At 66.9% G+C, this 25,615-nt stretch carries 21 protein-coding genes and 1 pseudogene; 15 read left to right on the top strand and 7 right to left on the bottom strand.

Annotated features, from left to right (window positions below):
- Window positions 1-193: pseudogene (locus QHF85_RS38630) on the top strand (IS5/IS1182 family transposase); the annotation flags it as partial.
- Here the strand turns inward: QHF85_RS38630 and QHF85_RS38625 are convergent.
- The 3 genes from QHF85_RS38625 to QHF85_RS38615 form a co-directional block, all read right to left on the bottom strand.
- Window positions 101-1,459, bottom strand: a complete 1,359-nt coding sequence (locus QHF85_RS38625) for a bifunctional DNA primase/polymerase (protein ID WP_281332441.1) — start codon at window positions 1,457-1,459, stop codon at window positions 101-103. The pseudogene QHF85_RS38630 and the gene QHF85_RS38625 overlap by 93 nt on opposite strands.
- A gap of 386 nt (window positions 1,460-1,845) precedes the next feature.
- Window positions 1,846-2,070: a hypothetical protein gene (locus tag QHF85_RS38620; protein ID WP_281332440.1), complete on the bottom strand. Its 225-nt coding sequence runs from the start codon at window positions 2,068-2,070 to the stop codon at window positions 1,846-1,848.
- Window positions 2,071-2,202: 132 nt separating this feature from the next.
- Window positions 2,203-2,937, bottom strand: a complete 735-nt coding sequence (locus QHF85_RS38615) for a hypothetical protein (RefSeq protein WP_281332439.1) — start codon at window positions 2,935-2,937, stop codon at window positions 2,203-2,205.
- A 2,018-nt stretch (window positions 2,938-4,955) separates the two neighbouring features.
- Between QHF85_RS38615 and QHF85_RS38610 the strand changes: the two genes are divergently transcribed.
- From QHF85_RS38610 to QHF85_RS38565, 10 genes are all read left to right on the top strand, one after another.
- Window positions 4,956-6,404: a hypothetical protein gene (locus QHF85_RS38610; RefSeq protein WP_281332438.1), complete on the top strand. Its 1,449-nt coding sequence runs from the start codon at window positions 4,956-4,958 to the stop codon at window positions 6,402-6,404.
- Entirely contained in the window at window positions 6,404-8,785 is a 2,382-nt protein-coding gene (locus QHF85_RS38605; protein ID WP_281332437.1) for a DEAD/DEAH box helicase family protein, read from the top strand. Before QHF85_RS38610 ends, QHF85_RS38605 begins: the two co-directional genes overlap by 1 nt.
- Before the next feature lie 826 nt (window positions 8,786-9,611).
- On the top strand, window positions 9,612-9,890 hold the full coding sequence (locus tag QHF85_RS38600; protein ID WP_281332436.1) for a hypothetical protein: 279 nt from the start codon (window positions 9,612-9,614) through the stop codon (window positions 9,888-9,890).
- 31 nt (window positions 9,891-9,921) lie between these two features.
- On the top strand, window positions 9,922-10,194 hold the full coding sequence (locus QHF85_RS38595; protein WP_281332435.1) for a hypothetical protein: 273 nt from the start codon (window positions 9,922-9,924) through the stop codon (window positions 10,192-10,194).
- A 1,772-nt stretch (window positions 10,195-11,966) separates the two neighbouring features.
- Window positions 11,967-12,626, top strand: a complete 660-nt coding sequence (locus tag QHF85_RS38590; RefSeq protein ID WP_281332434.1) for a hypothetical protein — start codon at window positions 11,967-11,969, stop codon at window positions 12,624-12,626.
- A 308-nt stretch (window positions 12,627-12,934) separates the two neighbouring features.
- Window positions 12,935-13,606 carry a hypothetical protein gene (locus tag QHF85_RS38585; protein ID WP_281332433.1) on the top strand — a complete coding sequence of 224 codons (672 nt, stop codon included), beginning with the start codon at window positions 12,935-12,937 and terminating at the stop codon, window positions 13,604-13,606.
- A gap of 484 nt (window positions 13,607-14,090) precedes the next feature.
- Entirely contained in the window at window positions 14,091-14,597 is a 507-nt protein-coding gene (locus QHF85_RS38580) for a sigma-70 family RNA polymerase sigma factor (RefSeq protein WP_281332432.1), read from the top strand.
- A gap of 4 nt (window positions 14,598-14,601) precedes the next feature.
- Window positions 14,602-15,111 (top strand): hypothetical protein, encoded by a 510-nt coding sequence (locus QHF85_RS38575; RefSeq protein WP_281332431.1) that lies wholly within the window; start codon window positions 14,602-14,604, stop codon window positions 15,109-15,111.
- A gap of 925 nt (window positions 15,112-16,036) precedes the next feature.
- Window positions 16,037-16,243, top strand: a complete 207-nt coding sequence (locus tag QHF85_RS38570; protein WP_281332430.1) for a hypothetical protein — start codon at window positions 16,037-16,039, stop codon at window positions 16,241-16,243.
- Between the two features lie 111 nt (window positions 16,244-16,354).
- A complete protein-coding gene (locus QHF85_RS38565; protein ID WP_281332429.1) occupies window positions 16,355-17,152 on the top strand; it encodes a hypothetical protein in 798 nt (265 codons plus the stop codon).
- Between the two features lie 14 nt (window positions 17,153-17,166).
- Here QHF85_RS38565 and QHF85_RS38560 read toward each other — a convergent pair whose 3' ends face one another.
- Both QHF85_RS38560 and QHF85_RS38555 read right to left on the bottom strand, forming a co-directional pair.
- Window positions 17,167-19,038: a radical SAM protein gene (locus tag QHF85_RS38560; protein ID WP_281332428.1), complete on the bottom strand. Its 1,872-nt coding sequence runs from the start codon at window positions 19,036-19,038 to the stop codon at window positions 17,167-17,169.
- Window positions 19,039-19,157: 119 nt separating this feature from the next.
- Window positions 19,158-19,964, bottom strand: a complete 807-nt coding sequence (locus QHF85_RS38555; RefSeq protein WP_281332427.1) for a Nif3-like dinuclear metal center hexameric protein — start codon at window positions 19,962-19,964, stop codon at window positions 19,158-19,160.
- A 59-nt stretch (window positions 19,965-20,023) separates the two neighbouring features.
- Between QHF85_RS38555 and QHF85_RS38550 the strand changes: the two genes are divergently transcribed.
- The 3 genes from QHF85_RS38550 (at window position 20,024) to QHF85_RS38540 (ending at window position 22,279) form a co-directional block, all read left to right on the top strand.
- The gene (locus QHF85_RS38550; protein WP_281332426.1) at window positions 20,024-21,127 is read left to right on the top strand and encodes a glycosyltransferase; all 1,104 of its coding nucleotides are present in this window, start codon (window positions 20,024-20,026) and stop codon (window positions 21,125-21,127) included.
- A gap of 83 nt (window positions 21,128-21,210) precedes the next feature.
- Window positions 21,211-21,582, top strand: coding sequence for an NlpC/P60 family protein (locus tag QHF85_RS38545; protein WP_281332425.1), 372 nt, complete (start codon window positions 21,211-21,213; stop codon window positions 21,580-21,582).
- A 7-nt stretch (window positions 21,583-21,589) separates the two neighbouring features.
- Window positions 21,590-22,279 (top strand): methyltransferase domain-containing protein, encoded by a 690-nt coding sequence (locus QHF85_RS38540; RefSeq protein WP_281332424.1) that lies wholly within the window; start codon window positions 21,590-21,592, stop codon window positions 22,277-22,279.
- 3 nt (window positions 22,280-22,282) lie between these two features.
- Here the strand turns inward: QHF85_RS38540 and QHF85_RS38535 are convergent, their stop codons facing one another.
- Complete coding sequence (locus QHF85_RS38535) at window positions 22,283-23,152, bottom strand: PAS domain-containing protein (protein ID WP_281332423.1); 870 nt, start codon at window positions 23,150-23,152, stop codon at window positions 22,283-22,285.
- Window positions 23,153-23,331: 179 nt separating this feature from the next.
- Between QHF85_RS38535 and QHF85_RS38530 the strand changes: the two genes are divergently transcribed.
- Complete coding sequence (locus tag QHF85_RS38530) at window positions 23,332-25,017, top strand: hypothetical protein (protein ID WP_281332422.1); 1,686 nt, start codon at window positions 23,332-23,334, stop codon at window positions 25,015-25,017.
- On the opposite strand, the gene QHF85_RS38525 is transcribed toward QHF85_RS38530, so the two are convergent.
- On the bottom strand, window positions 25,014-25,568 hold the full coding sequence (locus QHF85_RS38525) for a sugar O-acetyltransferase (RefSeq protein WP_281332421.1): 555 nt from the start codon (window positions 25,566-25,568) through the stop codon (window positions 25,014-25,016). The two genes, QHF85_RS38530 and QHF85_RS38525, sit on opposite strands and share 4 nt — an antisense overlap.
- Between the last annotated feature and the right edge of the window lie 47 nt (window positions 25,569-25,615).

Below are 25,615 nucleotides of genomic sequence, written 5' to 3'. Positions count from 1 at the left end.
GACGACCAAAGGGCGCGAAGCCCTCAGGCAACGCGTTGGCGTGGAGCACCGACTCGCCCATCTTGCATCCAAGCAGGGGCCGCGTGCCCGCTACCGAGGCTTACGCAACAATCTCTTCGACCTGAGAAGCCATGCCGCCATGCTGAACCTTGAGGTAATCCAGCGTCGCAGCGACATGGCCAACGCCGCGTAGTTCCTGGGAGGATCGAACCGTTCGGCGCTCTAGCCGCGCGTCTCCGTTGTCGTTATCGCGCGGTTTGCCCTGGTGGTGAATCAAGCCTATCGCCGCTCCAGTGCGCTCCGAAATCAGAGTGAGCTTATCGATCTCGTCGCGCACGCGCGAGTCGTTTTCATCTACGCCAGCGATGAGACCCCGCAAGGCGTCGATGAGAACGAAGTCCAGGCCATTGAACGCGCGGCAGAAGATGTCCACCGAGCTCGGGTGTGTCAGCGGTATCCGCGCGAGCGACGACACGCGAAGCCGATAGGCGATCTCCCTGGGATCGATGCCCTTTCCGGCCAGGAGCCGCTGGTAGCGGCGTTTCGTCGCCCATGCTCCCTGGTCATAGTCAAGGTGCCCGACCCGTAGAGGGCCCGGGACCGTGAAGTCTACCGCATCCCATAAGGGCAGCCCTGCCGCGAGCGACAACAGCGCGTCCTGCATGATCATCGTCTTGCCAGATGCCCCGTAGGCCGCGAGCAAGCTCGGCCGGCCGGGATTCCATTGCAGCCGTTCGCATATCCACTTGATCGGAGGCAACGGCGCGAAGATGTCCGGCGTGTCGAACCACTGGATCCGGGGGCCTTCTGGCGCGCTCGCCACCTCCGCGCGGGCAGGCTCGGCGCTCTGTCCTGTCGTCGGCTCCGGTGGGGTCGGTGCTCGTCCCATTGCCTTGTCGAGCATCCACGGGGGTAAGGGTGCGGGGGCCAGCGCGTCCGGGCCGGCGTTTGTCGGCCATTCACACGGCGTCCCGTCCGCGCTCCGGTAGGGCGGCAGCACGACGAACGAACCGTCACCGCGTACGTGCAGGCCACGATCCAGCTTGACGCGGCCCTGGATCGGCTCTTGTGGCGCGCCGAATAGGTGCAGCACGCCGTCGGATGTATCGATCCGGGGGACGTCGGGAAACGCCCCGTGCTCCTCGACCGCATAGACGAACGCCTCCTCGCCTCGTTCGCCGATGTTGATTTCGAGGGCTACGATCCCGGACGCTGCGCCGGTGGGAAGGCCGATCGGGGCGTCCGGCCATGCCTTCCAATATCCGAGGATCGTGATCTCCTCGGACGTGGCGCGCTGGAGATAGTCGTCATGCCGCGGGTGGCGTCCCTTCCGCTTGCATTTGGGCCCATCGTCGCACGTGCAGGAGGTCTCTTCCCCGTCGACACACACGCCGTGCAACGGGAAGACAGGCCAGCCTCTACGGGCACAATCAAGGGCTGCGTCGAGTAGCGGGCCCATTGCGCCTCCGTGATCCGTCGTTGCGTTCGGCGTGCCGTTGCATTGCTAGCTCGTGCTCCTCCGCCGGTGACAAGGAGTTTACGTCTACCGCCGCGAGGTCGCGCGCATGCTGAGGCGGGCGGGGAGCTCGGGGCCGCGCGCCGTCTTGCGCTTCGATGAACGCGTGAGCCTCATCCCGCAGCACGAGGATCGTCTTCCCGTCGGGCGCCTTGAAGCTCCGGAGCTTGCCTTGCCCGGTGAGCCGCTCGAATGCCCTTTCACCCCAGGGGAACGTCCTCCGGTCGTAGTAGCGCGGCCCCTCGTCACCTTTGGCGTGCTTCGCCGTCTCCTCGCGAACAGCCGCGAGAAGTGCAGCGGCGAAGGGTCGGAAGGCTGCTACCAGGGGGTCAACCGGCGCCATGATCGGGGCCTCCCTGTTGAGCGCGCGCCGCTTGGCTCGCCTGGTAGGTCGCTACCATGTCGTCCCATTGACGTCTGGCGAGATCCAGCCGTTCGCAGACGGTCTGCCGTACGGCCTCGCCGTCGAGATACCGTAGCGCGGTCTTGTGCTCCGTTCCGGCGATGCCGGCGAGCACGTGGGCAAGCTGGGTTTTCGTGAGTAACTGACCCATACGCGGGGTTAATCAGTAATCCCAGCGTAAGATCCGGTCAAAGCTTACTTTGCGAATAAGCCAACAATCACAAACGCTTACCTCGCGGGTAAGACTTACCTCGTGAGTAAGGCTTACCTCGCGAGTAAGACTTTACTTGCGCAAAGGCGACTTGGACTTTGGAAACCGCCGCGGGTCGGGGTCGGAGAACCGTTCCCTGTCGGCTGTGCTCCAGAGTTTGCCGAATTGATTGTTGAGCGCCTCGATGCGTGCGCTTTCGTCCATATGCTTCTCGGCGGACCCAAAAGCGCCGACGCTGGCGGCCACCTGGGCCGCAGCACGGATCCAGCCGCTAGCATGTCGACCACGTTTGCCCCACGTAATAGATCTCACGCACTGGTCAAAGTAATCGATGTCGAGCTTAGCAAAAGCGGGTTCGTAGTCAGTCAGGACGGGAACGGGCGTAAACCAGTGCAGATTTTCTGGTGTGCGCTCTGCGAAGTGTAGCCAGGTCAATGCACATTCACAGAACATCGCGAGGAATCGCAGTTTGATGGCCTCTTTTTCGCGCGGGTCCGGGACGTCCCTCATCACGTTGAGCGCGAGCGGTATTCTGGCGAGGCTGAGACGTTGACCAGTGCGTAATGCCGCCACGACATCACTTATCAGATCGTGCGCCTGACTCAATTCGTCATCTGTGACGTTTTCGGCGACAAGTTGACGCACAGATGCATGCCAGTCCCATTGCATGAGTGCGTGAAGTATCTGACGCGAGCATTTGCGAGCGGCGCGCGCGGCTTCCCACTCCTCGGGCGTCAGCACACTGCGTATCCGTTCGGCCACCGCGTCATCCGAGAGGGCGTCGTCGTGGTCGGGGTCGGTGCTCATGGTCAAGCGCGGAGGCTACCGGCGCGCGGGGGTCGTAGTCTAGGTTTGGCGGAGCGCGTTCCCGCGTGTTCTTCCCGTGGTTCTGCGTGTTCCTGCATGATCCGAGGAACACGGCGGCATGGTCGGATGTGTGTGCCCCTACGTGGTTGGTTTTCGTCTGCTCGGTGCTCGGTTCGTGTGGCGGTGTGTTCCTGCGTGTTTCCCGCGTGTTCCTGCGTGATCCGCTTGGCGTTCCGGTAGGGCCGGGGCGTGTGTTCCGTGTTCCCCGCCCCCTTAAGGGGCGGGAACACAGGAACACGACACAGCCCCGGACCGGAGGCGGAAGCCGGCTAAACAGAGAGGAGGGTTACAGTATGAGGGTTCGTGCGGCACACCGCCAAAGCACGCGGGATCTACGGGAAAGCTGCGAACAGTTTGGGGGCTCGTCGGGCGCAAGGGAGGCGACTTTCGCGCGAAGGTCGAGGCGCGCCGAGATCGTGGTGAACGGCGGAGACGTCGCTGGGGCGCAAGGCCGGGCCGATGTTGCCGCTCGCGAGCACGTCCTTCCTCGCCGCTCTTCTCGCCCGGCGGGTCGAGCGGAGCGCCGTGGTCCTCGGTGCGCCGTCGCCATCGCGAGACGGTTTCGTCCGGGAGCTCGTCGCGGCCCTGCGTGACGAGGTCGAGGTGGCGCTCGTGTCGGGCCCGAGGGCATCGCCCTGGTCGTGCTCGCGGCTCGCGTTTCTGTGGGCTGGGGGACGCCGGGGAACACGGGGAATGCCGGGCCTGCGCGGGAGCGTCGCCGGGTCGAGCGCGCCGGTCGCCTCGAAGGCGACGTCGCGGTCACCGTCCTGGTGCAGCTCTGCGCGCTCGCGGCGGCGATGTCGGTCGAGGACGAGCGGAACCTTGTCCATGTCCGTGCACATCGCCGTGTCCGTGCTGATCACGTCGAGACGTCCCGATGCGCGGAGCTCGCTGCGGTGGAGGGCATCGAGGGCGGCAGGCGTCGGGCGGACGAACGCATTTCGGGGCCGGTGTTGGGGCCTGGAATTCGTCGGGCCACGCGCCTCGGGCCGGCAGGACCTGCTCGGATGGGCCATGAAGCAGCGTCATCAGGAGCATCGGCAGCCAGAGCAACGCCGTGCGCAGGCGACGATTCCATCGGCGGGGTCGGTGGCGGCGAGGGCTGGGCTTGGGGGATTTTCGAGGTGTCATCCACCCAATGCCGGGCAATAGATAGATCACCGAGAAAATCGTCCTGGGCCTCGCGGATCGGCCTCCGCGAAACAGTGCGGGGGCTCGTCGGGCGCAAGGGAGGCGACTTTCGCGCGAAGGTCGAGGCGCGCCGAGATCGTGGTGAACGGCGGAGACGTCGCTGGGGCGCAAGGCCGGGCCGATGTTGCCGCTCGCGAGCACGTCCTTCCTCGCCGCTCTTCTCGCCCGGCGGGTCGAGCGGAGCGCCGTGGTCCTCGGTGCGTCGTCGCCGTCGAGGTGGCGCAGCTCATCGCCGTCGCCGTCGCCGTCATCAGCCGGGAGCTCGTCGCGGCCCTGCGCGGCGGTGTTGAGGTGGCGCTCGGCGCAGAGCCCCTCGAGCATCGCCATGGTCGGTGCGTCGAGCGCGCTCACGGAGCCTCGGATCCGTCAGGGAGCTCTGCCGCCGCTCGCGTTTCTGCCGGCGGCCTAGAACGACGAGGACCACGGAACCACAGCGCGTGCACCTCGCCTTCGTCCCGCGGCGCGGCGCGAGCGCGCCGACTTGCTCGAGGTGCCCGACGTTATCCGCAACGAGGTGGGGTCGAGCGCCGGGCGTGCGTTGCCCGGAGGGCGCGTGCGCCCCTCCTCGAAGCTGCCGGTCGGGCGGATCGGCGCGGCCTCGGAAGCCGTCACCATGGCCGTCGTGGCCGAGGAGCTCGACGCGATGGTCGTCGCCGTCGTTGCCATGGCGGAGCTGGGCGCGGTGGGACTGCTCGAGCAGCCGTCGCCATCGGGGCGGAGCACGGATGCTGAGTTACGTCCCGACGTGATGGGCGAGCCCGAAGGCCGTGACGATCGCCGTATCCGACGCCCTGACCATCGAGGCGAAGCTGCCGCCGAAACACGTTCGGGGCTTACGACCCGATGCACAAAAATGGAACAAGAACAAACGCGTTTCATTTTTGTGGCACACGGCGGCGCTGCGTGTGGTAGAAGGGGCCGACCTCATGAAGAACCTCGACTGCCTGAAGACTCCCAAGCACGTGCCGTTCACCTCCCTGTTCCTGGACCCGAACAATCCTCGCATCGCACCGACCGAGCCGCCGGGCTACGACGACGTGGCGGTTCTCACAGAGTCGGAGGTCCAGCGCGAGCTGGAAGACCTCATCGCCAAGAAATACGACACCGACCCGCTCGAGGCCGCGATCTTGGGCCAAGGCTGGGTGGGGCTCGATGCCATCGTCGTTTGGTCCCACCCCGATGACCCGAAGTGCAACATCGTCATCGAAGGCAACCGGCGTACGACCGCGCTGCGCCGGCTTCGCGTCACTCGACTCAAGAAAGAGCGCAAGCGGCTTGCCGACATGCAGGCCAAGCCTCGCAGCTTCACCGCCGAGGACCTCCGAGAGCAGACCCACCGGGTAAAGCAACTCGAGCAGATCGTCGCAGACACCGACGAGATCCGAGTCGTTCCAGTGAAGGCCGATACGCGCGAGGAGCTCGAGGCGATCATTCCGCGTATCACCGGCGTGCGTCATCTTGCGGGCGTCAAGGAATGGAAGAATTACGCCCAGGGGTTGTACGTTCACAACCGGTACGAGGCGCTGTTCCGGTCGAGATTCCCTGGGCAAAAGCTCCGGCTCGACCAACAGCTCGTCGAAGCGCTTGCAGCGGAGGTCTCGCTCAGCGACCTCGCCACGAAGCGAATGATCCAGACGGCGGCGACGTTCAGCCACTTCCGCCGGGAGTTTACGACCGAATTGCCCTCGGGCGAGAGTTTCGAGGAGGAGGACTTCTACCTCTTCGAGCTCATCGTCAAAAAGCCGTTCCTGCGGCAGAAGTTTGGAATGGCCGACGACGGGCTTCACCTGTCCGCGATGGGCGAAACTGCGCTCTTCAAGTGGGTCTTCGCCAAGCCCCGGCCGAACAAGGCTGAGGACAGCGATAATATTTTCTACCGCCATGAGAACCTGCTCATCTGGGACCAGATGCAGAAGTACGACCGGGAGCGCCATTCGAGTTTTGCCCTCGAGTTCGACACAGAAAATCCGGACACCGCGCCGCCCATGCGGATTGTCGAAGCCGAGTGGCGAACACACCAGGCAAAGCAATCGCCGGTGACGGTGATCGAGCGGCTCATCCGCGAGTTCCGACAGATGGAGCGGCAGACCGTGCGCGACTCCGCGGACTTCCTCGCCCCGCTGCTGCAGCAGCTTGCCGATGAGGTCGAGAGCCTGCGCGAGGAGATCAAGGTCCGAAATCGCCACCGCGGGCGCGGGGCGAAGGACGCTCGCTGATGGTCCGCCGCGTGATCTGGGAGCCGCCGGTGCGTCGGCTCGTGCGCGATGGGCTGGTGCCGCTCTTCTTCCGCGCCCGCAGTGTCCATGCGCTGACCGAGTTGCTCAACGACGCCCGCTTGGAGGGGACGCCGAAGATCCACCCGAATCGCGTCCATGCGCTCTTGTCCGAGGATGCACGGCGAGCCCTGAACGACCGTACGTTCGTCGCGATCGAGTCGGCGGCGGCCGCGGTGGGGGACGACCCGGACCCCACCACGACAGCGCAGTTCGTCGATGACGTCCGCGGACGTGTGCTCGCCCGGACGGGCGACGTTGTCGGGCCGGATGGGGCCGCGGAGCTCGCCAGTAACCTCGGCCTTCCCGCCGCGGTCGTCCGGCACATACTCGTCGAGGCCGGTCGCGTGGACGGCATGGCGTCGCCGACCACCGCGCCCGCGCACGGGGCGGCAGCCGCCCCGGTCCACGATGCGAAATCGGTCGACGACGTCCGCCGGCCGGACTGGTCCTTTCAGGACGACGCGATCCGAGCCTGCCGGCGCTGCCTCGCGCGGGCGCCGGGCCGCAAAATCGGGCTTATCATCCCGACCGGTGGCGGCAAGACACGGACCGCCCTGCGGCTCGTGTTGGAGGAGCTCGCGGCCGCGCCCGTCGACGCCCGCGTCTTGTGGGTCGCTCACCGCATCGAGTTGCTCAACCAAGCGAAGGAGGAGCTCGATGAGCTGAGGCGGGCCGGCGACTCCCCGCCCCTGCTCTTTGACCGGGTCGACTTCCGCATGATCAGCCAACTCGACGAGTACTTGCGGGCGATCGCGCCAGTGCTCGTCGTGGTCGACGAGGCGCATCACGCAGCCGCCGCTTCGTATGCCCCGGTTTTCGACACGCCACGGCCGCTACGCGGGCTGTTCCTCACGGCGACGCCGAACCGAACGGATGGACTTCCAATCAAAATCGACGAGATCGGCTACGCGATCACGTATCGCGAGCTGGCCGACCGCGGCGTCATCCTGATGCCGCGCTTCGAGCCGTTCCCAGTAGCCGATTTCGCGTGGGAGCCCGACGCTGTTCGTGAGCTCGCCGAAGAGGTTATCACCAGGGCGGACGGGCCCTACGTCAAGACGCTGGTCGTGGCGTCGACGATCGCCAAGGTCAAGGAGTTCTACGCGGCGTTGCTAGATGCACTCGCCCAATACGACAACCACCGTCTCGACCACGATGACGTCGGCTTCGTCGTGTCGGACGAGAACTCGCTGCGCGTACCGACCAACACCTTCCTGAAGGAGTTCCGGCTGAAGCCGCAGGCCATCCTCGTTTGCGCCGACATGCTGCTAGAGGGGTTCAACGATCCGACGATCAATGCGGTCGTCGTCACGTACCCGAGCGATAGCCTTATTCGGCTCATGCAGGCGGCGGGGCGGAGCGTGAGGTACGCGCCGGCCAAGCGCGCCGCGTACGTGCTTCAAGTGCGGAACGAAGCGCTCGCGTACTACTACGACGAGGGATGGCTCTATCAAGACATCAGCGACCTCCTGCGGCCGCGGCTCGACGAGCGCTTGTACGCGGACCTGCTCGACTTGCGGCAGCAGGTCGAGGCTGAGCTCAATCGGCATAACGTCGCCGACGCGGCGCGGGAGACGGTGCTGGACCGGCTTGACGCCCTGCACCCCGACGAGCCGTTCCGGCTGCTGTTCACTGGGCTACCGTACGTCGGGCCGCGCGACGATTTCGCAGCCGCAGCACGATGGAGCGTCGTTCCCTTCGCTGGCGCCGACGGCGACGTCTTCCGCCGCGTGTTCAACGACTTCTGTGCGCTCGGCGTGCCGACCGACGAGCCGAAAGCGTTCTTGGTGAAATACTTCGCACCGTCGGAGGAGCCGGGTTCGTACTGGCGTCTTCTATACAATATGTTGCTGGCGCTGTTTCAAGCCAAGGCGGAGATCAATGGCGGAAGCGACAATGGCCGGCCGTTCGTAAGGAACGGCTCGACCACCTGGCTGACGTACGTCACATTCCGACACCGGCCCGTCATTCCAGCACCTCTTGAGGCGTTTTTGACGACGTGCGTGAACCGGTCGGCCGTGCTGGCCGACTACCTCGCCGACAAGGCCCGATGGAGCGCGGTGGCACGGATCGAGCTGCCACTCGGCGGTCACCTCGCGTGGTTGCTGACACCCGCGCAGGCCGCCTGGGCCCTAGACGCGCGGGCTAACGCGTTGGCGGTGCTGCGAACGGCTGATCCGGTCGACGTGTTTGCCGCCCTCGACGGCTGGCGCGGGCGGCTTCCGAGCTCGCCGGTGCCGCTGCTACTCCTGCGGCGTTTTGACGAGCTTCTTAGCGAGGAGAACTTTGGCCGCAACTGGCTGACGCTCGCAGCATCGTAGGGCCTCGCGCGACCTCTCGCCGCGCGGGAATAGGGGCACCGCGGGGATACGCACGCGAGCGCAATAGATACGCCGTATATAGCCACAACGCATTGGCATGCCAAGAAGGGCGTGGCGAGCAGGAACACGAGCATTCTTACCGGAGGGTGGATCGCCGTGGTCCTGGACGTCGTGCCCCACGTCGGCGGCATCGCCCGGGAGCTCGTCGCGGCCCTGCGCCGCGGGGTCGAGGTGGCGTCGACCTCGGGCCCGAGGGCATCGCCCTGGTCCTGCCCGTCGCTCGCGTTCCTGCCGGCCGGGGAACGCCTGGGAACGCCGGGAACGCCGGGCCTGCTCGCGAGCGTCGCCGGGGTCGAGGGCCGCGGGGTCGAGCGCGAAGGCGCGTCGATGGGCCCGAGGCATCCCCGGCGAGGTGGGGTCGAGGGCCGGCGTTACGCTCGGACGAACCATTGCGAGGGACGTGGGTCGCGAGGGTGCCTCGAACAGTTTGGGGGCTCGTCGGGCGCAAGGGAGGCGACTTTCGCGCGACGGCCGGCGCGGCGCGGAAACGTCGGGAACGTCGGGGACGGCGAAGGGGACGAGGGCCGGGCCGTTCCTCGAGGCGCAAGCTCGGTATCATCACGCTGTAGGGGGGATACGGCAGCGTCCGGTGCGCTGGGGACAGCTTCCATGCGCGGGGCGGAATGGCGGTTCATTTCCCTGAAAGCGCACAACCCACCGAGGGACGCAAGATTCCTTGATTTCATGGCTATTGAGATCCATGATGCCGTATATCTGAATAGACACGAATGTCGTGACTAGAATTCATCCAGGGGACAGGGGCGCCATGAACATCCGAAAGTATCTCGTGGCCGCAAGGCTGGCGGTCGGGACGATCGCGACCCTTACGTTCTCCGGCCCGGCGCAGGCCGACCACCCCCCGATCTGCGGGCTCGTCGTCTTCGACCGACAGCAGGGCCCCGACACCGTCTACCGGGGTGTTGCGTACGGCTCGATCACCATCGTGATCTCCGAGAGTGGGCGCGTCGTCGCCGCCGCGACAGTAAACGTCACGCCCGGCGGCCTCATCGTGTTGCGCCCGGGGCAGGGCTTCACTTGCCGGTAACGCTGGATCAACGAAGGAAGGAGCAACATTCATGAACATCAAAGGCCTCTTCCGAACGGTCGCGATCATGGCGCTGCCCACAGCGGCGCTGGCTATCGGGCCGTCGACGGAAGCGAAGACGTCGTTCGAGATCGAGGCGAAGGCGGAGACTTCGGCTATCATGGACAGCGCGACGCGGGCGTCCGCGTGGACGTGCAGCGACACCTGTGGCGATCAGCGGTTCTGCTGCACCAACGGCACGAGCAAGTGGTGCTGCCCGAACGGGACGTACTGCGTTGACACGAACCAGGGCTGCGCGCGTTAGGAACCGGCGCGGGCTCGAAGGCCTGGACATGTACGTCGCTCCAAACCCGCTCCGCGAGGGCCACATGCCGGCTTCTACGCTCCCCTCGTCGCTCTAGCTCGTCCTGCCGTGGCAAGCGGAGCGGCGTGGCCGTGGCCGTGCTCCTCGCTTCGGGGGCCCTCGGGGCCATGCTCAGAGCATCGTCCTGTCGGCGTCGAGGGTCCGGGGGATGCCGGGGCCGGGCCGATGTTGCCGCTCGCGAGCACGTCCTTCCTCGCCGCTCTTCTCGCCCGGCGGGTCGAGCGGAGCGCCGTGGTCCTCGGTGCGCCGTCGCCATCGCGAGACGGTTTCGTCCGGGAGCTCGTCGCGGCCCTGCGTGACGAGGTCGAGGTGGCGCTCGTGTCGGGCCCGAGGGCATCGCCCTGGTCGTGCTCGCGGCTCGCGTTTCTGCGGGCTGAGGAACGCCGGGGAACACGGGGAACGCCGGGCCTGCGCGGGAGCGTCGCCGGGTCGAGCGCGCCGGTCGCCTCGAAGGCGACGTCGCGGTCACCGTCCTGGTGCAGCTCTGCGCGCTCGCGGCGGCGATGTCGGTCGAGGACGAGCGGGGCCTTGTCCATGTCCGTGCACATCGCTGTGTCCGTGCTGATCACGTCGAGACGTCCCGATGCGCGGAGCTCGCTGCGGTGGAGGGCATCGAGGGCGGCAGGCGTCGGGCGGACGAACGCATTTCGGGGCCGGTATTGGGGCCTGGAATTCGTCGGGCCACGCGCCTCGGGCCGGCAGGACCTGCTCGGATGGGCCATGAAGCAGCGTCATCAGGAGCATCGGCAGCCAGAGCAACGCCGTGCGCAGGCGACGATTCCATCGGCGGGGTCGGTGGTGGCGGGGGCTGGGCTTGGGGGATTTTCGAGGTGTCATCCACCCAATGCCGGGCAATAGATAGATCACCGAGAAAATCGGCCTGGGCCTCGCAGATCGGCCTCCGCGAACAGTGCGGGGGCTCGTCGGGCGCAAGGGAGGCGACTTTCGCGCGACGGTCGAGGCGCGCCGGGATCGTGGTGAACGGCGGAAACGTCGCCGGGGTCGAGGGCCGGGGCCGGCGTTGCCGCTCGCGAGCCCGCCTTCCTCGCCGTCGTCTTCCCGCCGTGCGGAGTCGAGGTGATCGCCGTGGTCCTGGACGTCGTGCCTCACGTCGGCGGCATCGGCCGGGAGCTCGTCGTGGTCGAGGTCCGCGGGGTCGAGGTGGCGTCGACCTCGGGCCCGAGGGCATCGCCCTGCTCGCGCCGCCGCTCGCGGTCCTGCCGGCCGGGGAACGCCGGGGACCACGGGGAACGCAGGGCCGGCGGGTCGAGGGCGCCGGGGTCGAGGTCCGCGGGGTCGAGGGCGCCGGTCGCCTCGATGGCCCCGACGTCATCATCGGCGAGGGGCGGGTCGAGGGCCGGGGTTACGAGAGAGCACGTCGCTTTTTTTTTCGATCGATCCCGGCCGCGATATATGAGGGAAACGATGGGAAACTTCGCTGACGCTGATGAACGTGACGCTGCGCAAGAACAGCTACCGCAGAACGACGAATCCGAGAAATGCCAACACGGAGAGGATGAGTCTGCTTGTACCCAGGCATGCGCCTGCGGGCATGGTTGTAATGATCACACCGTCCAAGACCGTCGCGACGACGCGGCGCCACATCCCGCATGCTCCGCTCCCGATTGCCAGTGCGAGGGGTTCAGTCAGTAGTCGGTGAACCATGAACAGCTCCGTTTGACGTTCACGACGCAGCGGAGCACACTGTTTCCATGGTTCGCTTCGACGCTCCGGACGGTGCCAGGTTCGCCACGTCATGCCCCGGCGAGGGGTGGGTTTCCGTCGGCTGGACGCGCCTTGACGCGTGGCGAGGGACCACGGGCTACCGGGAGCTTGCTGCGCGTCTCGGGTGTAGTCCGGGCCTGCTGACGGGCTGGAAACAAGGCCGAACGCCAGCGGCGCCGTACCTCGAAAAGCTCGAAGCCCTGGCAGACATCCCCCCGATCGCGTGGTCCTGGTGGACACGTACCGGCGAGGGGAAGGCGCCGCTTTCCGATGCTCCGCGCACGGAAGCGGAAGCGCCGCCGCCGTCCGATGCCCCGCGCGATGCGCCGCCCGTCCTGGGGACGACCGCGGAGGAGCTGCGGGCGAGCGTCGCACGGCTGACGAAAATCCTACAGACGGGCAAGCTCTCCCCCGCGCAGATCGCGACGCTGGAAGGGAAGCGGATCACCGCTCTTTCGACGCTCGCCAGGCTCGAACAGGCGGGATCGATCGAGCATCACCCCGAGTTTGACGGGGCCGTGGCCGATCTTGTCGAGGCCGTCTACTCCGTGATCCCCGATCCTTCGCTCGGTCCGCAGATCGCCGACCGTTTCGATGCTCTACAGGCCAAGCGCCACGGGCGCGAGCCCCGACGAAACGCCGCGTAAACGGACCTGCAACGCGAGAACGAACGCCGAAACGCTCGCATCCGTGCGGCAAACAACGTCGAGCGCTGAACCAGCCACGGGGCGTGACCTCGCGCACGTGCGGCGCGGTCGCCTGCAAGGTGCCCGATCGGCTCACGTTCCGCGGGGCCGCTCGCCCGTCCGATGCGCCCCTCCGCCTTTCGGTGAGGTAGCAGGCGAGGGGCCCGTCTCACCCCGCATCGGCCGTTGCCTCTACCCCCATTTGCGGTGGATGCGCCGCCTTGCCATCCATGTTACAGTATCTCGACATTATTCCAAGGCATAACACTATGACGTATCTCGAAAGAATGGTCACAGCCCTGGCAATGGCGTCGCCGTGGTGTATGGCTGCAAGATACGCAGACCTGGCTCACTGCATCGAGGCGTCGATGGGGGGCGTTGGAGCTCTCAAGAAGCATCGGATAGACGCGAGACCGCTCCCGTGTGTCGTCGTCGCCGGCAATCCGCGCGCGGGCGAACAAGGCTACGTTCACGCCCTTGGTCACACTGCCGAGAGTGCATACGAATGGTTTTGTTCACATACCGAACCTGGCGACGAGCCTCCGCCCGCCTTTGAGGAATGGAAAACCGGGGTTTCGTTTCCGGCATCGTCGCTCCACCTGATCATCGAGGCCAAGCACTGTGGGAAGCGTGCGTTGATCGACCTGACCGCCGGGAAGATCCACGAGGCAAGCGCAGGACAGATCGACGTCCCGCCCGTCGTAGTTTACTATGGCGAGGGCTGGCCGGACCTTGATCTTGACAATGACAGCTATCTCAGTTATGCCGCAAGCCCCTACCGCGAGATCACGCGGGCTCCATGGCGCGATCACGACTTCAGTGGAGTCATCGGTGATATGGTCGATGTGATGGGTGTTGCCCTACGGTGTAATCTGGATCGAGATCGATTTCGCAGAGAAATCGTACGAATCGCGCAACTTCAAGGCGTGCAGCTCAAGTAGCTGCGTGTACGCGCACTGGAGATCACCTCTCTGCGCCTTGACTTCTGCTTGTGAGTCGCCGCGCGTCTCTCGCCGTTGATTACGCCCCCGCGTCGGTAACGGTTTGAGAGGTCCTACGGCCCCGGGGTAGCCGGTGTCCACCTCGCCGGTCTGTGCCCTGCGAGGCTCCGTCTGTCATGCAGGCGAGGGCCGCCATCCCATCCGCCTCCCCCGTCCGTGCCTCGTGAGCCTCCTCGGCGTAGCAGGGGAGGGCCAGCGGGCCGGATATCCGTCGGAAAAATATCTGTCAATTGCCCCGATGCGGCCCGTTCGTGCGTCGTGAATATGCGCGATCAAAGCCGTTGTGGCGCGTGACGCCATATCATTCCCGTATGATAATGTGCCAAGAAAAACGTTCGTCCTGCGCTAAAATGGCTTGAACTCGCCACGCGAGCGCTCGTAAATCTAGCTCAGGCCGCCCCACGCGGTCCGGGAGCGATGCACAATGCAGCGCAAAGGACCCGAGCGCCCACCGGGCGCGAGCGGGATAGGACACGTCTACGCCGAATGCCGGGAGCGTTTAATCGTGGCGCTGCTCCGGTGCGGCGTACGTGAGGTCGACGCGCCCGATGTGCTGCACGAGGTTTTCGCCACGTATGCGCGGCGGGTAGCCGAGGGCGTACCTATCAAGCGGCCGACCGACTATCTCCGGCGGATCGCTTTTGGGCACGCCGCGAACTATCGCAGGCTCCACCGCTGGCATGTCGAGGTGACGACGAGCCCCGGGCGCATCGAGGAAGCTCCGGATCCTTCCCCCTCGCCGGAGGAGCGCGCCGCGCTTGCGGAATGGTGCGACCGCGCCGGGCGGCTGCCGCCCGGCGAGCGCGCCGCGCTGCGGCTCCACCTCGAAGGCTATTCGATCGATGAGATAGCGCGCAGGCTCGAAACCTCGCGCGCTACCGCTTGGAAACGATTGTCCAGCGCCCGCAAGGCGCTTGCACGAGGAAGGTAATAGCGTGAAAAAGCAAGAAAACAACGATGCCAGGATCCACTACTACCCCGACGGCCGGATCATGGTCGAGATTCCCTACGAGATCGACGGCCGAACGGCCTTTCTCGTGTTCTTGCAGGAGCGGCCGGATCTGCACTTCGCAGGATTCTTCCACGACGCTCTGACGGACCGACCGGGCCTCTTGCGACGCGAGAAGATCGCGCCCGGTGACATCCCCAATTCCGACAACGTGCGGAATCGGGCGCGGACGATTGCGGGCCGAGCGATTGCACAAGGACCGTTGCAGCGGCTCATCCGTGCCGTGGTCCGATGCTTCTACGGGGGCGCCGATTACTGGCATTGCCTGAACGACAACCACGACTTGCGCGACGTCGAGGTCAAGGCCGACGATCTGCCGCCGTCGTCGGGGCCGATCTCGGGGGTTCCGCAGTCCGGGCCCGTCTCCACCGCGCCGTCCACCGATCGCAGCGATCCGCCCGTTCCCTCGTCCACGCGTCGCCCGTCTCGGTCATGAGTAACGCTCGCGTTTTCATGGAAAACCGCATATCCCCGACTGCGGAAGACTTCGGCGTAAGCATTCCGCTTCCGGCTCCCTCTTCCTTGGTCACGTCGGCGTTGCGGTCGCGGCCGTTGCCGCGCCTGCTCGTGCATCGATTCCAGCGGCGGACATCGGCTGAGATCCACTTGTCCACGCGCTTCGGGTTTCTCGTGCTCGTATTCGCACAACGAGGCCGACGCGACCCGAGGCTCCTGGATCTCTTCGCCGATTGCTACCGCGGTCGCCGATTCCTGGCACGGGGGCGGGTGTTCAATGGCGATGCTCGATTGGCCGTGTGCGGCGTGGCTGCCGCGTATATGCCGCTCGTAACGAACGCGGTTCAATGGGCGAGCCGTCAAACCGGCCGCCCGCCGTGCTGGTCGCCCCTGGGTTACCATGCGATATGCTGGGCTCGCAACCACGGGACGCAGCCCACCTTGGCCGAGCTCTCACGGTAGCGGCGCGAGCCAAAGCGGTAGGGCTTTCGAGCCTGGACGGGGAAGAGGCGCCCGGGCGAGCCTCACGCGCTCGCCCGGGGCCACGGGCGCGGCCTACGCCTTGCGCCCCTTGCGCGTGCTCTTGACGCCCGATGCCGGCGCATCCTGGCCAGTCGTCGGGGGCTCGCCGAGCAGAGCGTCTAGCGCTCGCATAGCGCGCCTCGCCCCTTCGACGTCGCCTGCCTTGATTGACGCGTCCAGGGCTGTCCGGAGGGCCGCGGTAGCGGCGTCCAAGGGGTTCGTCGGGGGAGCCGCGGGCCCCTCGCGTTCTTGTCGGGATTCTGTCACGCTACCAGGAATCGCGGGGTTAGCCTCTCCGATCGCCATGGGTGGACCGACTGAAAGATCCTCGTTTCCCGTGGGTTCTAGCTCGATCGGGTCGATCTCGTACTTTGGAGAAGGCGATGGCGCGGGACCTGGGGATCACAAAAGAGCTTGACAAGATTCCGTCGGTGATCTTGACGGTGGCGGAGCACCGTAGGTTCAACACCCTGTTCAGAAACGCCAAACCGGACATCCATAGCGTCGGTGACCTATGGAAGGTTTATGAGGAAGCATATAAGGATTTTCCGCACTGGCTCAATGCCATCAAGCCGTACTTCGGGAAGTAACATGAGACATCGAGGCACGATATGAGGACCGAGGTCCGAATCTGGATGATGAACTTCCGCATCCCGGGAGGACCGCTGACGATCCTCGGACCTTCGGGCTGCGGTTCTGACGTGGCCGTCTTCGATGAGGTGGCGGATACCACGACCATCACGCTCGACGAGACGGACGAACGCGTGCACCGACTCTTGAGCGTCCTCGAGGAGCGCGGCATCACAGCTTGGTGGGAATCGCGCTACGACTGCTTCACCGATGACGAGCTCGAAGCCGCGCGCCTGATCCTCATGGCCGCCCACAGCATCCTGGATGGTATTTTCGCGGGTCCGCGGGTGGGGACCCGGTACGACATGTCCGAGGCGTGCAAGCTCTGCGGCGCAGGAGCACGGCAGACATCCGCGATGGTGGTCGATGGAGAAAGTCTCCACCTCCTCGAGGCGAAACGCACGATACATACCTGTTACAACGACATCCTCGTCGACGAAAAGCTGGCCGGCGCGCTCGCGGAGAGCGGTGCCACGGGGATCTCCTTCCGGGGTGTCTTCGCGGCGTTCGAGAAGCGGGGCCATTTTCAGCTCCCGTGGCGGCAGCTCTGCGCGACGCACACGCTGCCTCGCATGTCGCCGCGTTCGACCGGGATCCAACCCTACAAGTCATGCTCTTGCGGGCGGAGCAGCTTCCTCACGCCGAGCAAATTCCCCACCCGTCTCGTGTACCGCGCGGCGGACGTCGCCGATAGCCGCGACGTCAACGTGACCTGGGAATGGTTTGGCGAAGTAAAGTTCAACGGCGACGTTTACGACTCCGTCCTCCCGTACCCCATGTTCCTCGTCACCCCGAAGATCTGGCGCATCTTCCAGGGCGCAGGCGTCACCGGGTTCGACTGGATCCCGATCCAGGTTGTGGACGAATAGGTCTGCCGCGCTCGCTACCCCTCGTCCTCGCCGTCCTCATTTGCGGTCTCACCCAGCCAAAATTCGAAGGGGTTGAAATTCGGATCCTTCTTACGCTCCTCCCAGCGCTCCTTGATGCGTTGGAATTCCGCCTCTTCTTCCGCTAGCACCTTCAGGAGCCCGTCCATCGTCTTCCACTTGGCATGCACCGACGCCTCGATGTCCGTGTAGCCCTGCGCGCGCAGCCACGCGGTCACCGCGAGCGCCCCCGCGAGCGGATTCCGGAAGGGGAGGTCGAGCGCGACCGATCCCTCCTCTTTCTCCACGCGCGCGTCGGTGAAGGAGTCCAGCGTCGCATCACAGTCCTCGTCGCCTTCGAGCGCGGGATCCTTGCACTTCGCTCCCCAAGGCGGCGTCTTCCGTTTCTCCGTGAGATACGCCTGGAGGGCCCGCTCCGCCTTCCGGTTTCGACCACGCGCCGAGATACGTAGCGGGATGGCCCCGTTGTACATCTGATCGAGCTCGGTCGCGCCCGCGCCGGCCAGAAACTCTCGAATCTGCTTTACCGGCAACGTGAGGCAATAAGGATGGTACACGACGACGGCATGGCCTATCGTCCTCGCGGAGAGCGCCGGGCCACCTTCGCCGATCGATTCCCAGTTCATCCCCGCATCCTTGCCGCTCCAATCGACGCCATGAGCTTCGCCGAACGCCCGGAGCGGCGGCGAGGGAAGGTATGCGAGCGGCTCGCCCCCCTCGTGGTCGCGCCACTGCTCCGCGCCCAGGCTCCCCAGATACGCATCGTGCGCCCGCGCGACCTCCGCGAGCTCCTTCGCCGCCCGCCGCGCCGCCTCCTCGTCGCAGAAGCGTGCGACCACGATCCAACTGCCGCTGTTGTTGCTGGCGAACCCGCGCCAAACCCACGCCGTCTCCTCGCGCGGCACCTCCTGCGCGCGCGCCGAAAAGAGCCCGCGCGTGCACCCGCGCACCTCGGCGTGCGGGCGCTCGGCGCGCATCTCCGTGTAGATGCGCTGGAGGTCCTCGAACGTGTCGAACGGGATCCGGCGCTGCTGAAAGGAGCAGACCTGCACCGCGCGATCCGGGGTGATCGCGAGGAACTCGTCCCCGGCCCCGCAATCGGGGAGATCGAAGAGCTTGGGGACATCGGGCAGGTGGGGCACGAGGCAGACGTCGAAGCGCACGGGGAGGCCTTCGAGCCGGCGGAGCGCGCGGCGGAGGAGCGTGAGGTCGTTCTCCGCGAGATGAAGCGAGGGATCGGGGCCCTTGTATCCGAGGAGCAGGACGTTGTTCGCGCCTGCTGCGAGGCTGTCCTGCACGAGCGGCTCGATCAGGCCCACGTTCGCGGGGGTGACGAGCACATTGAGGCCGACGCGGAAGCCGCGGAGCCGTCGCAGGGTGGCGCGGTACTGGTTGTCCGGGTACGCCGAGACGCGGAGCTCGGAGACGAGCGGGCGGAGCTCGGTGAGGACGGCGTCGGTCAGGAAGGTGCCGTTGGTCGTGAAGCCGAGCCCGAGCGGCGTCGTTTCGCGGAGGTTTCGCAGCAGGGGCACGAAGTCCTTGAAGAGCAAGGGCTCGCCGCCACCGAAGGCGACTTCGAGGACGCCCCACGCCGCTGCTTTCTGGAGGAGGTCGAGCAGGAAGGGGGCGTCGAGCAAGCTCCTCGCGTTCTTGTCGCGATAGCAGAAGCCGCAGCGGAGGTTGCACGCGGTCAGGAGGCCGATCTGGAGGATACGCGGGGCGCGCTTTCGCACGTGGGCGGTGGAGGGTCCACGGCGGAGGACGAGCGTGCCGGTGTCGCGGTGAAAGCGGAGGAAGCCGCCGTCGACGTTCGTCTGTGTCCAGCCGGCGGGGGGAGGGGAGGGAGCGACGGGGTTCGAGGGGGGCATGCGTCCGCTGGTTTGTCCAGGGACGTGCGGGCGTCAATCGGAAATGCGCGCTGCTGCGGCGCTCGACGAGGGGAAGTCGCTTTGGGACCCCTGCACGAAAAGCCGCCGGCTTTCCCTCCTCACCTCACCACGAACGGATCCCGATCCGCCCCGCTCACGAACACGGGCAGCCCCGGCAGCGCACCGGCAATGCGCTCCCGAATGCGCGGCAGCACGGCCCGCTCGCTGTTCGAATGCAGCGCGCACACGACCGTCATTCCGAGCTTCGCCGCCCGCAGCGCGTCGTGGTGCCGCATCTCGCCCGTCAGGTAGAGCTCTGCTCCTTGCCCGAGCGCGTCCTCCACCATTGCGCCCGCCGCGCCTGCGCTCGCCGCCACCGTGCGCACGGGCCCCGTCGTCGGCCCTGCCACGAGCAATGCCTCGATCCCGAGGCCGCGCTTGATTCGTTCCAGCAGCTCCTCGCGCGGCACGGCCGCTTCGAGCTCGCCGATGCGCCCGAGCCCGAGCGATTCCCCTTCCGGCGCCGGTCCGAATTTCGCGCCCGGCGCGCGCATCGGCCGGCGCGCGGGCAGCCCGCGGCCGAGGCCGAGCACGTCGGCCAAGAGATCGTTCGTCCCGCCCTCGGCCACGTCGAGCGCCGTGTGCGGCGAGTAAATGGCGATCCCGTCCCGGATCGCCTCGAAGATCGGCCCCGGCGCGACCACGCGCTTCATCGCCTCGAAGATCGGCGGGTGATACGAATACACGAGCTCCGCGCCCTTCTCGCGCGCCTCCGCGGCCACGCCGGGCGTGTAATCGATGCAGAGCAGCGCCGCGCGGATCTCCGCGGCCGGATCCCCGACGAGCAGGCCCACGTTGTCCCAGCCCTCGGCGAGCCGGAGAGGGGCGATCGATTCCAGCACGGGGAGCACGTCGGAGAGGCGCATGCATCCGCTCTTATCACAAAGCCCGCCCCCGCCGCGCGCTTTTGCGCTACCAGAGGGCCATGCCCGAGGCGCCCCCCGCTCGTATCGTCGTCTACGCCTCCGATCACGGCTTCGGCCACGCCGCCCGCATGCTCGCGCTCGCGTCGCGCCTCGCCGAGGACGTCGCCCCCGTCACGCTCTGCGCGGGCGCCGCCGCGCCCATGATCCGCGCCGCTTTGCCCTTCCTCCCCGCGCCCGTCGACGTCGCGTTTGCCTCGCTCGATCCCGGCCTCGCCCCGCGCCCCGGCGCCCTCGACTTCGACCTCGACCGCTCCCGCGAGGCCCTCGCCGCGTGGCGCGCCGATCTCCCCCGCCTCGTCGCGATCGAGGCCGAGCGCCTCGTGTCCCTCGGCGCCGCGCTCGTCGTCGCCGACGTCCCCGCCGCCGCGATCCTCGCCGCCGAGCGCGCGCGGATCCCCGCCGTCGTCTGCTCGAACTTCACCTGGCTCGACATGTACGCGGGGCGATTCGGCGCCGAGCTCGACGCGATCCTCGGAGACGCGTATGCCCGCGCCCGCCTCGGGTATCGCCTTCGCCTCGGCGCAATGCCGCTCGCGGGCCTCTCCGCCATTCACGACATCGACGGCGTCCTCGCGCGCCACCCGCGCCGCGATCGCGCCGCTGTCCGCCGCGAGCTCGGCGTCTCCGACGGCGACCTCCTCCTCGGCCTCGGCCTCGGCGGCAGCCTCGACGTCGTCCTGTACGACGTCCTCTCCGCCGCCGCGCCCGCCTCGGGCGTACGGCTCCTCGCGCCTTCCCACGCCGCCGATCCTCCTCGGCGCGGCCCGCTCGTCCATTTCCCCGCGATCACGCCCGACCCGCAGAGTTATTTCGGCGCCTGTGACCTCGTCCTCGCGAAAGCCGGGTATTCGACCCTCGCCGAGGCCGCCATCGCCGGCGTACCGCTCGCCGTCTTCCCGCTGCACGAAAGCCCCGAATCGGTGCGCCTCGCCCTCGACGTCGAGGCGATCGGCCTTGGCGTGCGGCTCGCGGACGAGGCGGAAGCGCGCGCTGCGTTATCGCGCCCCGAAGCTCTCTTCGACGCTGCGCGTCGTGCGTGCCGCGGGCCTTTGCCTGACGCGGCGCCCGCGCTTGCCGCGGCGCTCCGTGGGCTTCTGCCCTGAGCGCTCACCAAAAAGGGGTTTTCAAAGGGGCCGTGCGCGTGTAAACTCGGGGCCATTCTTCGCGAAGCGGGAGGAACTCTTCCATGGGATACGACATTGCGCAGGTGGCCCGGAACTACGAGCAGATGCAAGGCCGGGAGATCTCCTATGCCGAGATGAAGTGCAACCAGTTCGTCGTCGCCGTGCTGCGGGCCTCGGTGAACCCGAAGTTCCCTTACATGCTGGCGAACGACTTCGGGAGCTCGCCCTACTTCCAGAAGGTGACCGAGCCCCAGGCCGGTGACCTCGTCCACTGGCCCGGGCACATCGGCATCGTGCTCGACCCAGATCAGGGCACGTTCATCGGCTCGCAGACCTCGACGGGCGTGGCCGAGGCGAACTACAAGAAGGGCTACTGGAACGGCTCGTACGGCGGCAAGAAGCCGGACTCGTTCCTGCGGTACACCGGCTTCTGATCCACGCATGACGCGCCCCCGCCTCGACGTCGATCTCCAGCAGGTGATCGACGATGTCCGCGCGGGGCGCCCCGTCTCCGATCGCGCCTTCGACCAGCTCTTCCCCGAGCCGATCCGACGCGTCTCGTCGCGCTTCTGGACCCCCCTCGTCGTCGCCCGCAAGGTGAGCCGCCTCCTCGCCGAGGAAGGCGGCCCCGTGCTCGACGTCGGCGCGGGCGTGGGCAAGCTCTGCCTCGCGGGCGCGCTCACGACCGACGCGGTGTTCCATGGGATCGAGCACCGCGCCGCCCTCGTCGAAACCGCGAGGGAAGTCATCGACGCGCTCGGGCTCACAGGCCGCGCCGAGGTGCGTCAAGGCTCGCTCGACGATATCGATTGGAATGCGTACCGGGCGTATTATTTCTGCAATCCGTTCGAGGAGAACATTTTCCCCGAGGCGAGGCGGCTCGACGACGCGATCCCGCTGACCGAGGAGCGTTTTCAGAAGGACACGGCGCGGGTGGAAGCGGCGCTCGACGCGGCGCCGGTGGGCACGCGGATCGTGACGTTCCACGGGCTCGGGGCGCGCGTGCCGGCGACGTACCGGAAATACCCCGAGCGCACGGCCGGGACGGCCTTCCTCAATTTGTGGATCAAGGTCGACGCCGGGAGCGCGGGCGGGGAGGGGACGTTCGACGGGTGGATCGCGGGGCGCTGAGCCCTATTTGCGCCGCGCGAGCGCCCACGCGACGCCTGCTTGCATCGTCGACAGCGTGACGATGCCTTCGAGGCGCGCATCCATTTCGATCATGGCCTGCGCCATGGCCGGCTTCACGCCCGTGAGCACCACGCGCGCGCCGAGCAGACGCACGGCCCCGGCGGCGTCCACGAGCAGGCGCACCACCTCGCCGTCGACCGTCGTGACGCCCGTCACGTCGAGCAGCACCACGGCGACCTGGCGCTCGGAGACGCCGTGGAGCAACGAATCGAGCGCTTGCGCGGCGCGCGCGCCGTCGATGCGGCCGATGAGGGGCATCGCGAGGACACGTTCGGCGAGCGGCAGGAGCGGCGCGCCGAGCTCGCGCAGGGTCGCGGCCTGCGCTTGTCGTTCCTCCTCCAGGCGCTCGGCGCGGCGCGCGCCGGTGACGTCCCAGTAGATGCCCATCGAGCCGATGATCGCGCCCTCCGGGTCCCGCACGGGCGCCTTCTTGACCTCCACATACCGCGAGCCCCCGGCGGCGGGCGCTTTGTGCTCCTCGACGCCCTGAAAGACTTCGCCGGTCTGGACCACGTGCCGGTCGTCGGCGTCGTATTTCTCCGCGAGCGCGCGCGGGTAATAATCGTAGACCGTCTTGCCGAGCGCCTCTTCGAGCCCGGACCCGACGCTCGCGAGCAGCGCTGCATTGGCCCAGACGCAGCGCCCTTCGCGATCTTTGCGGTAGAGGCTGAGCGGCAGCTCGTCGGCGAGCGCGCGGAAAAAACCGAGCTCGTCCTCGAGCGCGCGCACCTTCTCCTCGAGCGCGCGCACGAGCGCGCCCTCCTCCGCAAAAGACCCTTCGCCCTCTTCGGTCGCCTCGACCTTCTCGCTCATGATCCTCTCACCTTGGGCGCCCGTGTCGCATGCATGCGTGGGGATGGGAAGAGGAAACGACAGGGCGCGCGCGCGGGCCACGACGCGTGAATGGGCCTGGGATTCGGCTTTGCGGGAAAGCTTGGAGGGTCAGGTGTCCGTTGACGAAGGCCCGCGGCGGTGATGCTATCGACGCTGCCATGCGACCCCCGAGCAGGCTTGTGGAGCGCCTCCTCTCGTTTTTCCGGCGGCGATGGATCGCCCTGACGACGACCCTCCTCGTCGTGACGCCGGCGCTCGTGGACCTGCTCTCGTCGATCAAGACGGCCCCCTTTCACTGGATGGCCATCGACACCTATTATTACCTCACCATCGGCAGGAACCTCGCGCGGACCGGCAGGTTTTCCTACGACGGCGAGCACACGACGAACGGGTTCCATCCGCTCTGGCAGGTCTTCATCGGTTTTTCCGAATTCGTGCGCGAGAAGGCCGGGCTCGGCGACATCGGCCTCTTTCTGGCCGTGCTGGGGAGCGTGATCGCGGTGGGGGGCGCGACGTGGCTCCTCGGCATGACGCTGCTCCGCGCGCGCCGCCTGACGCCGGGCTTCGTCTTGCTGCCCGTCGGCGTGTATCCGCTCCTCGTCCTTCCTCTCTGGATGTTCGGCCTCGGGCTCATCGAAAAGGCCCGTGTGCCCCACTGGAGGCTCCCCGTGTTCGGGACGCCGTGGAGCTACATGAATGGCATGGAGAGCGGGCTTTGCCTCTTGCTCTTCGCGCTCTCCCTCTTCCTCGCGACCTCCCGCGGGGCCCTTCATTCGACGCGGGCGGGGGCGTACGTCGGGGCGGCGCTCGCGGCGTTCACGCTCGCGCGCCTCGATCACGGGCTCATCGCCGCGCCCATGCTGGCGGGGTATTGCTTTGCGTGCCTGCGTCGAGGCGGCCGGCGGGAGGCGGCCGGCGCGGCGGTCCTCGCGTTCGCCCTGCTGCTCCTGCCTTACCTCTTGATCAACCGGATCCATTTCGGTTCGTTCATGCCGATCAGCGGGGCCGCGAAGACGACCTTCCCGGCGTGGAACCCGGAGCACGCGCACCTCATCAAGGTCCTCTTCCAGGGCGCATTGAAAAACTCGCCGTGGTGGCTGCCGAATGCGTGCCGTGAAGCGCAGATCGTCCTGCCGCCGATTCTCTCCGTGGTTTACATCCTGCTCGTGGTCCTGCGCCGTCGCAGGGCGACGAGGCTCGACGTCATGCTCGCATTCGCCGCGCTGGGCGTCATTGCCCTCGGCGCTTACAACTTCTGCTTCGGGCTCTATCTGCACCAGGGCTACTGGTATTTCCCCGTCTCCACGCTGCTCCCCACGCTGTTCGTCCTGTCGTTCCGCCTCCCGCGGCGCTGCTTCCTCTCCCTCGCCGCGCCGCGACCCTCGACGGGGAAGATCTTGGCCTCTGCCGTCGCGATGGCGCTCGGCCTCGCGTTTTTCTTCAAATACCACCGGCACGTCGAGTACAACGCAGACTTCCTGCGGTTCTATCAAAGGACCGTGCCCGAGGTGCGGAAGCGGTTCCCGGACGGACTGCCGAAGTTCATCGAGGTCGACGACGGCGTGCTGAGCTACTGGTTCGACGCGCCGTCGCAATCGTTCCTCCTCGCGCTCGATCGAGAGGGTTTTACGGCGCGCCGCGAGCACCGGTTTCTGGAGCTGTCGTTTGCGCGAGGCTTTCACCATTTCGCCTCGTTCCAGTACCGGCCGCATGATTACCGGCCCTCCGAGATGTCCGCCTGGCTCGGCCGAGCGGCCGATCAGCCCCCGGAGCGTTTCCTCCTCGAGCGGGAGTACGTCTCGCCGGATGGGATGTTCGCCTTGCTTCGCGTGCGAAGTCGTTAATCGACGCGCTTGACGTGCCGGGCGGGATTTCCCGCCACGACCCAGCCCGGCGCCACGTCCCGGGTGACGACGCTGCCTGCGCCGACCACGACGCGGTCACCGACCGTCACGCCCGGCAGGATGATCGCGCCGCCCCCGATCCAGACGTCGTCGCCGATGCGAACGGGCCTCGCGAGCTCGCGCCCCGACGACCGCAGCGCCGCGTCGAGCGGGTGTGTCGCGGCATAAATGTGCACGCCGGGGCCGAAGAGGACGCGGTGGCCGATGTCGATGCGATTGCAATCGAGCAGCACGCAGCCGAAATTCATGTACAGCCCGTCGCCGGCGTGGATGTGGACGCCGTAATCGCAGCGGAAGGGCGGCTCGAGGAAGGCCCCGCTGCCGAGCGTGCCGAAGAGCGACGCCAGGATTTCGCGCCTGCGCGCGGGCTCGTCCTCGGGGACCTCGTCGTACGCGCGGCAGAGGCGGCGCGCGCGGGTGCGGGCGGCCGTGAGATCGGGGTCGTCCGGTCGATAAAGCTCACCGGCCAGCATTCGGTCGCGCTCGGACATGCGGCAACCATGGTCGCTTGGCCGGAGGCGTCAAGCTGCATCACGTG

The sequence above is a fragment of the Polyangium sp. 6x1 genome, from assembly GCF_029946515.1.
GTDB lineage: Bacteria > Myxococcota_A > Polyangia > Polyangiales > Polyangiaceae > Polyangium.
Note: the sequence above shows the minus strand (reverse complement) of the source record. Positions and strands in the feature narration are given on the sequence as shown.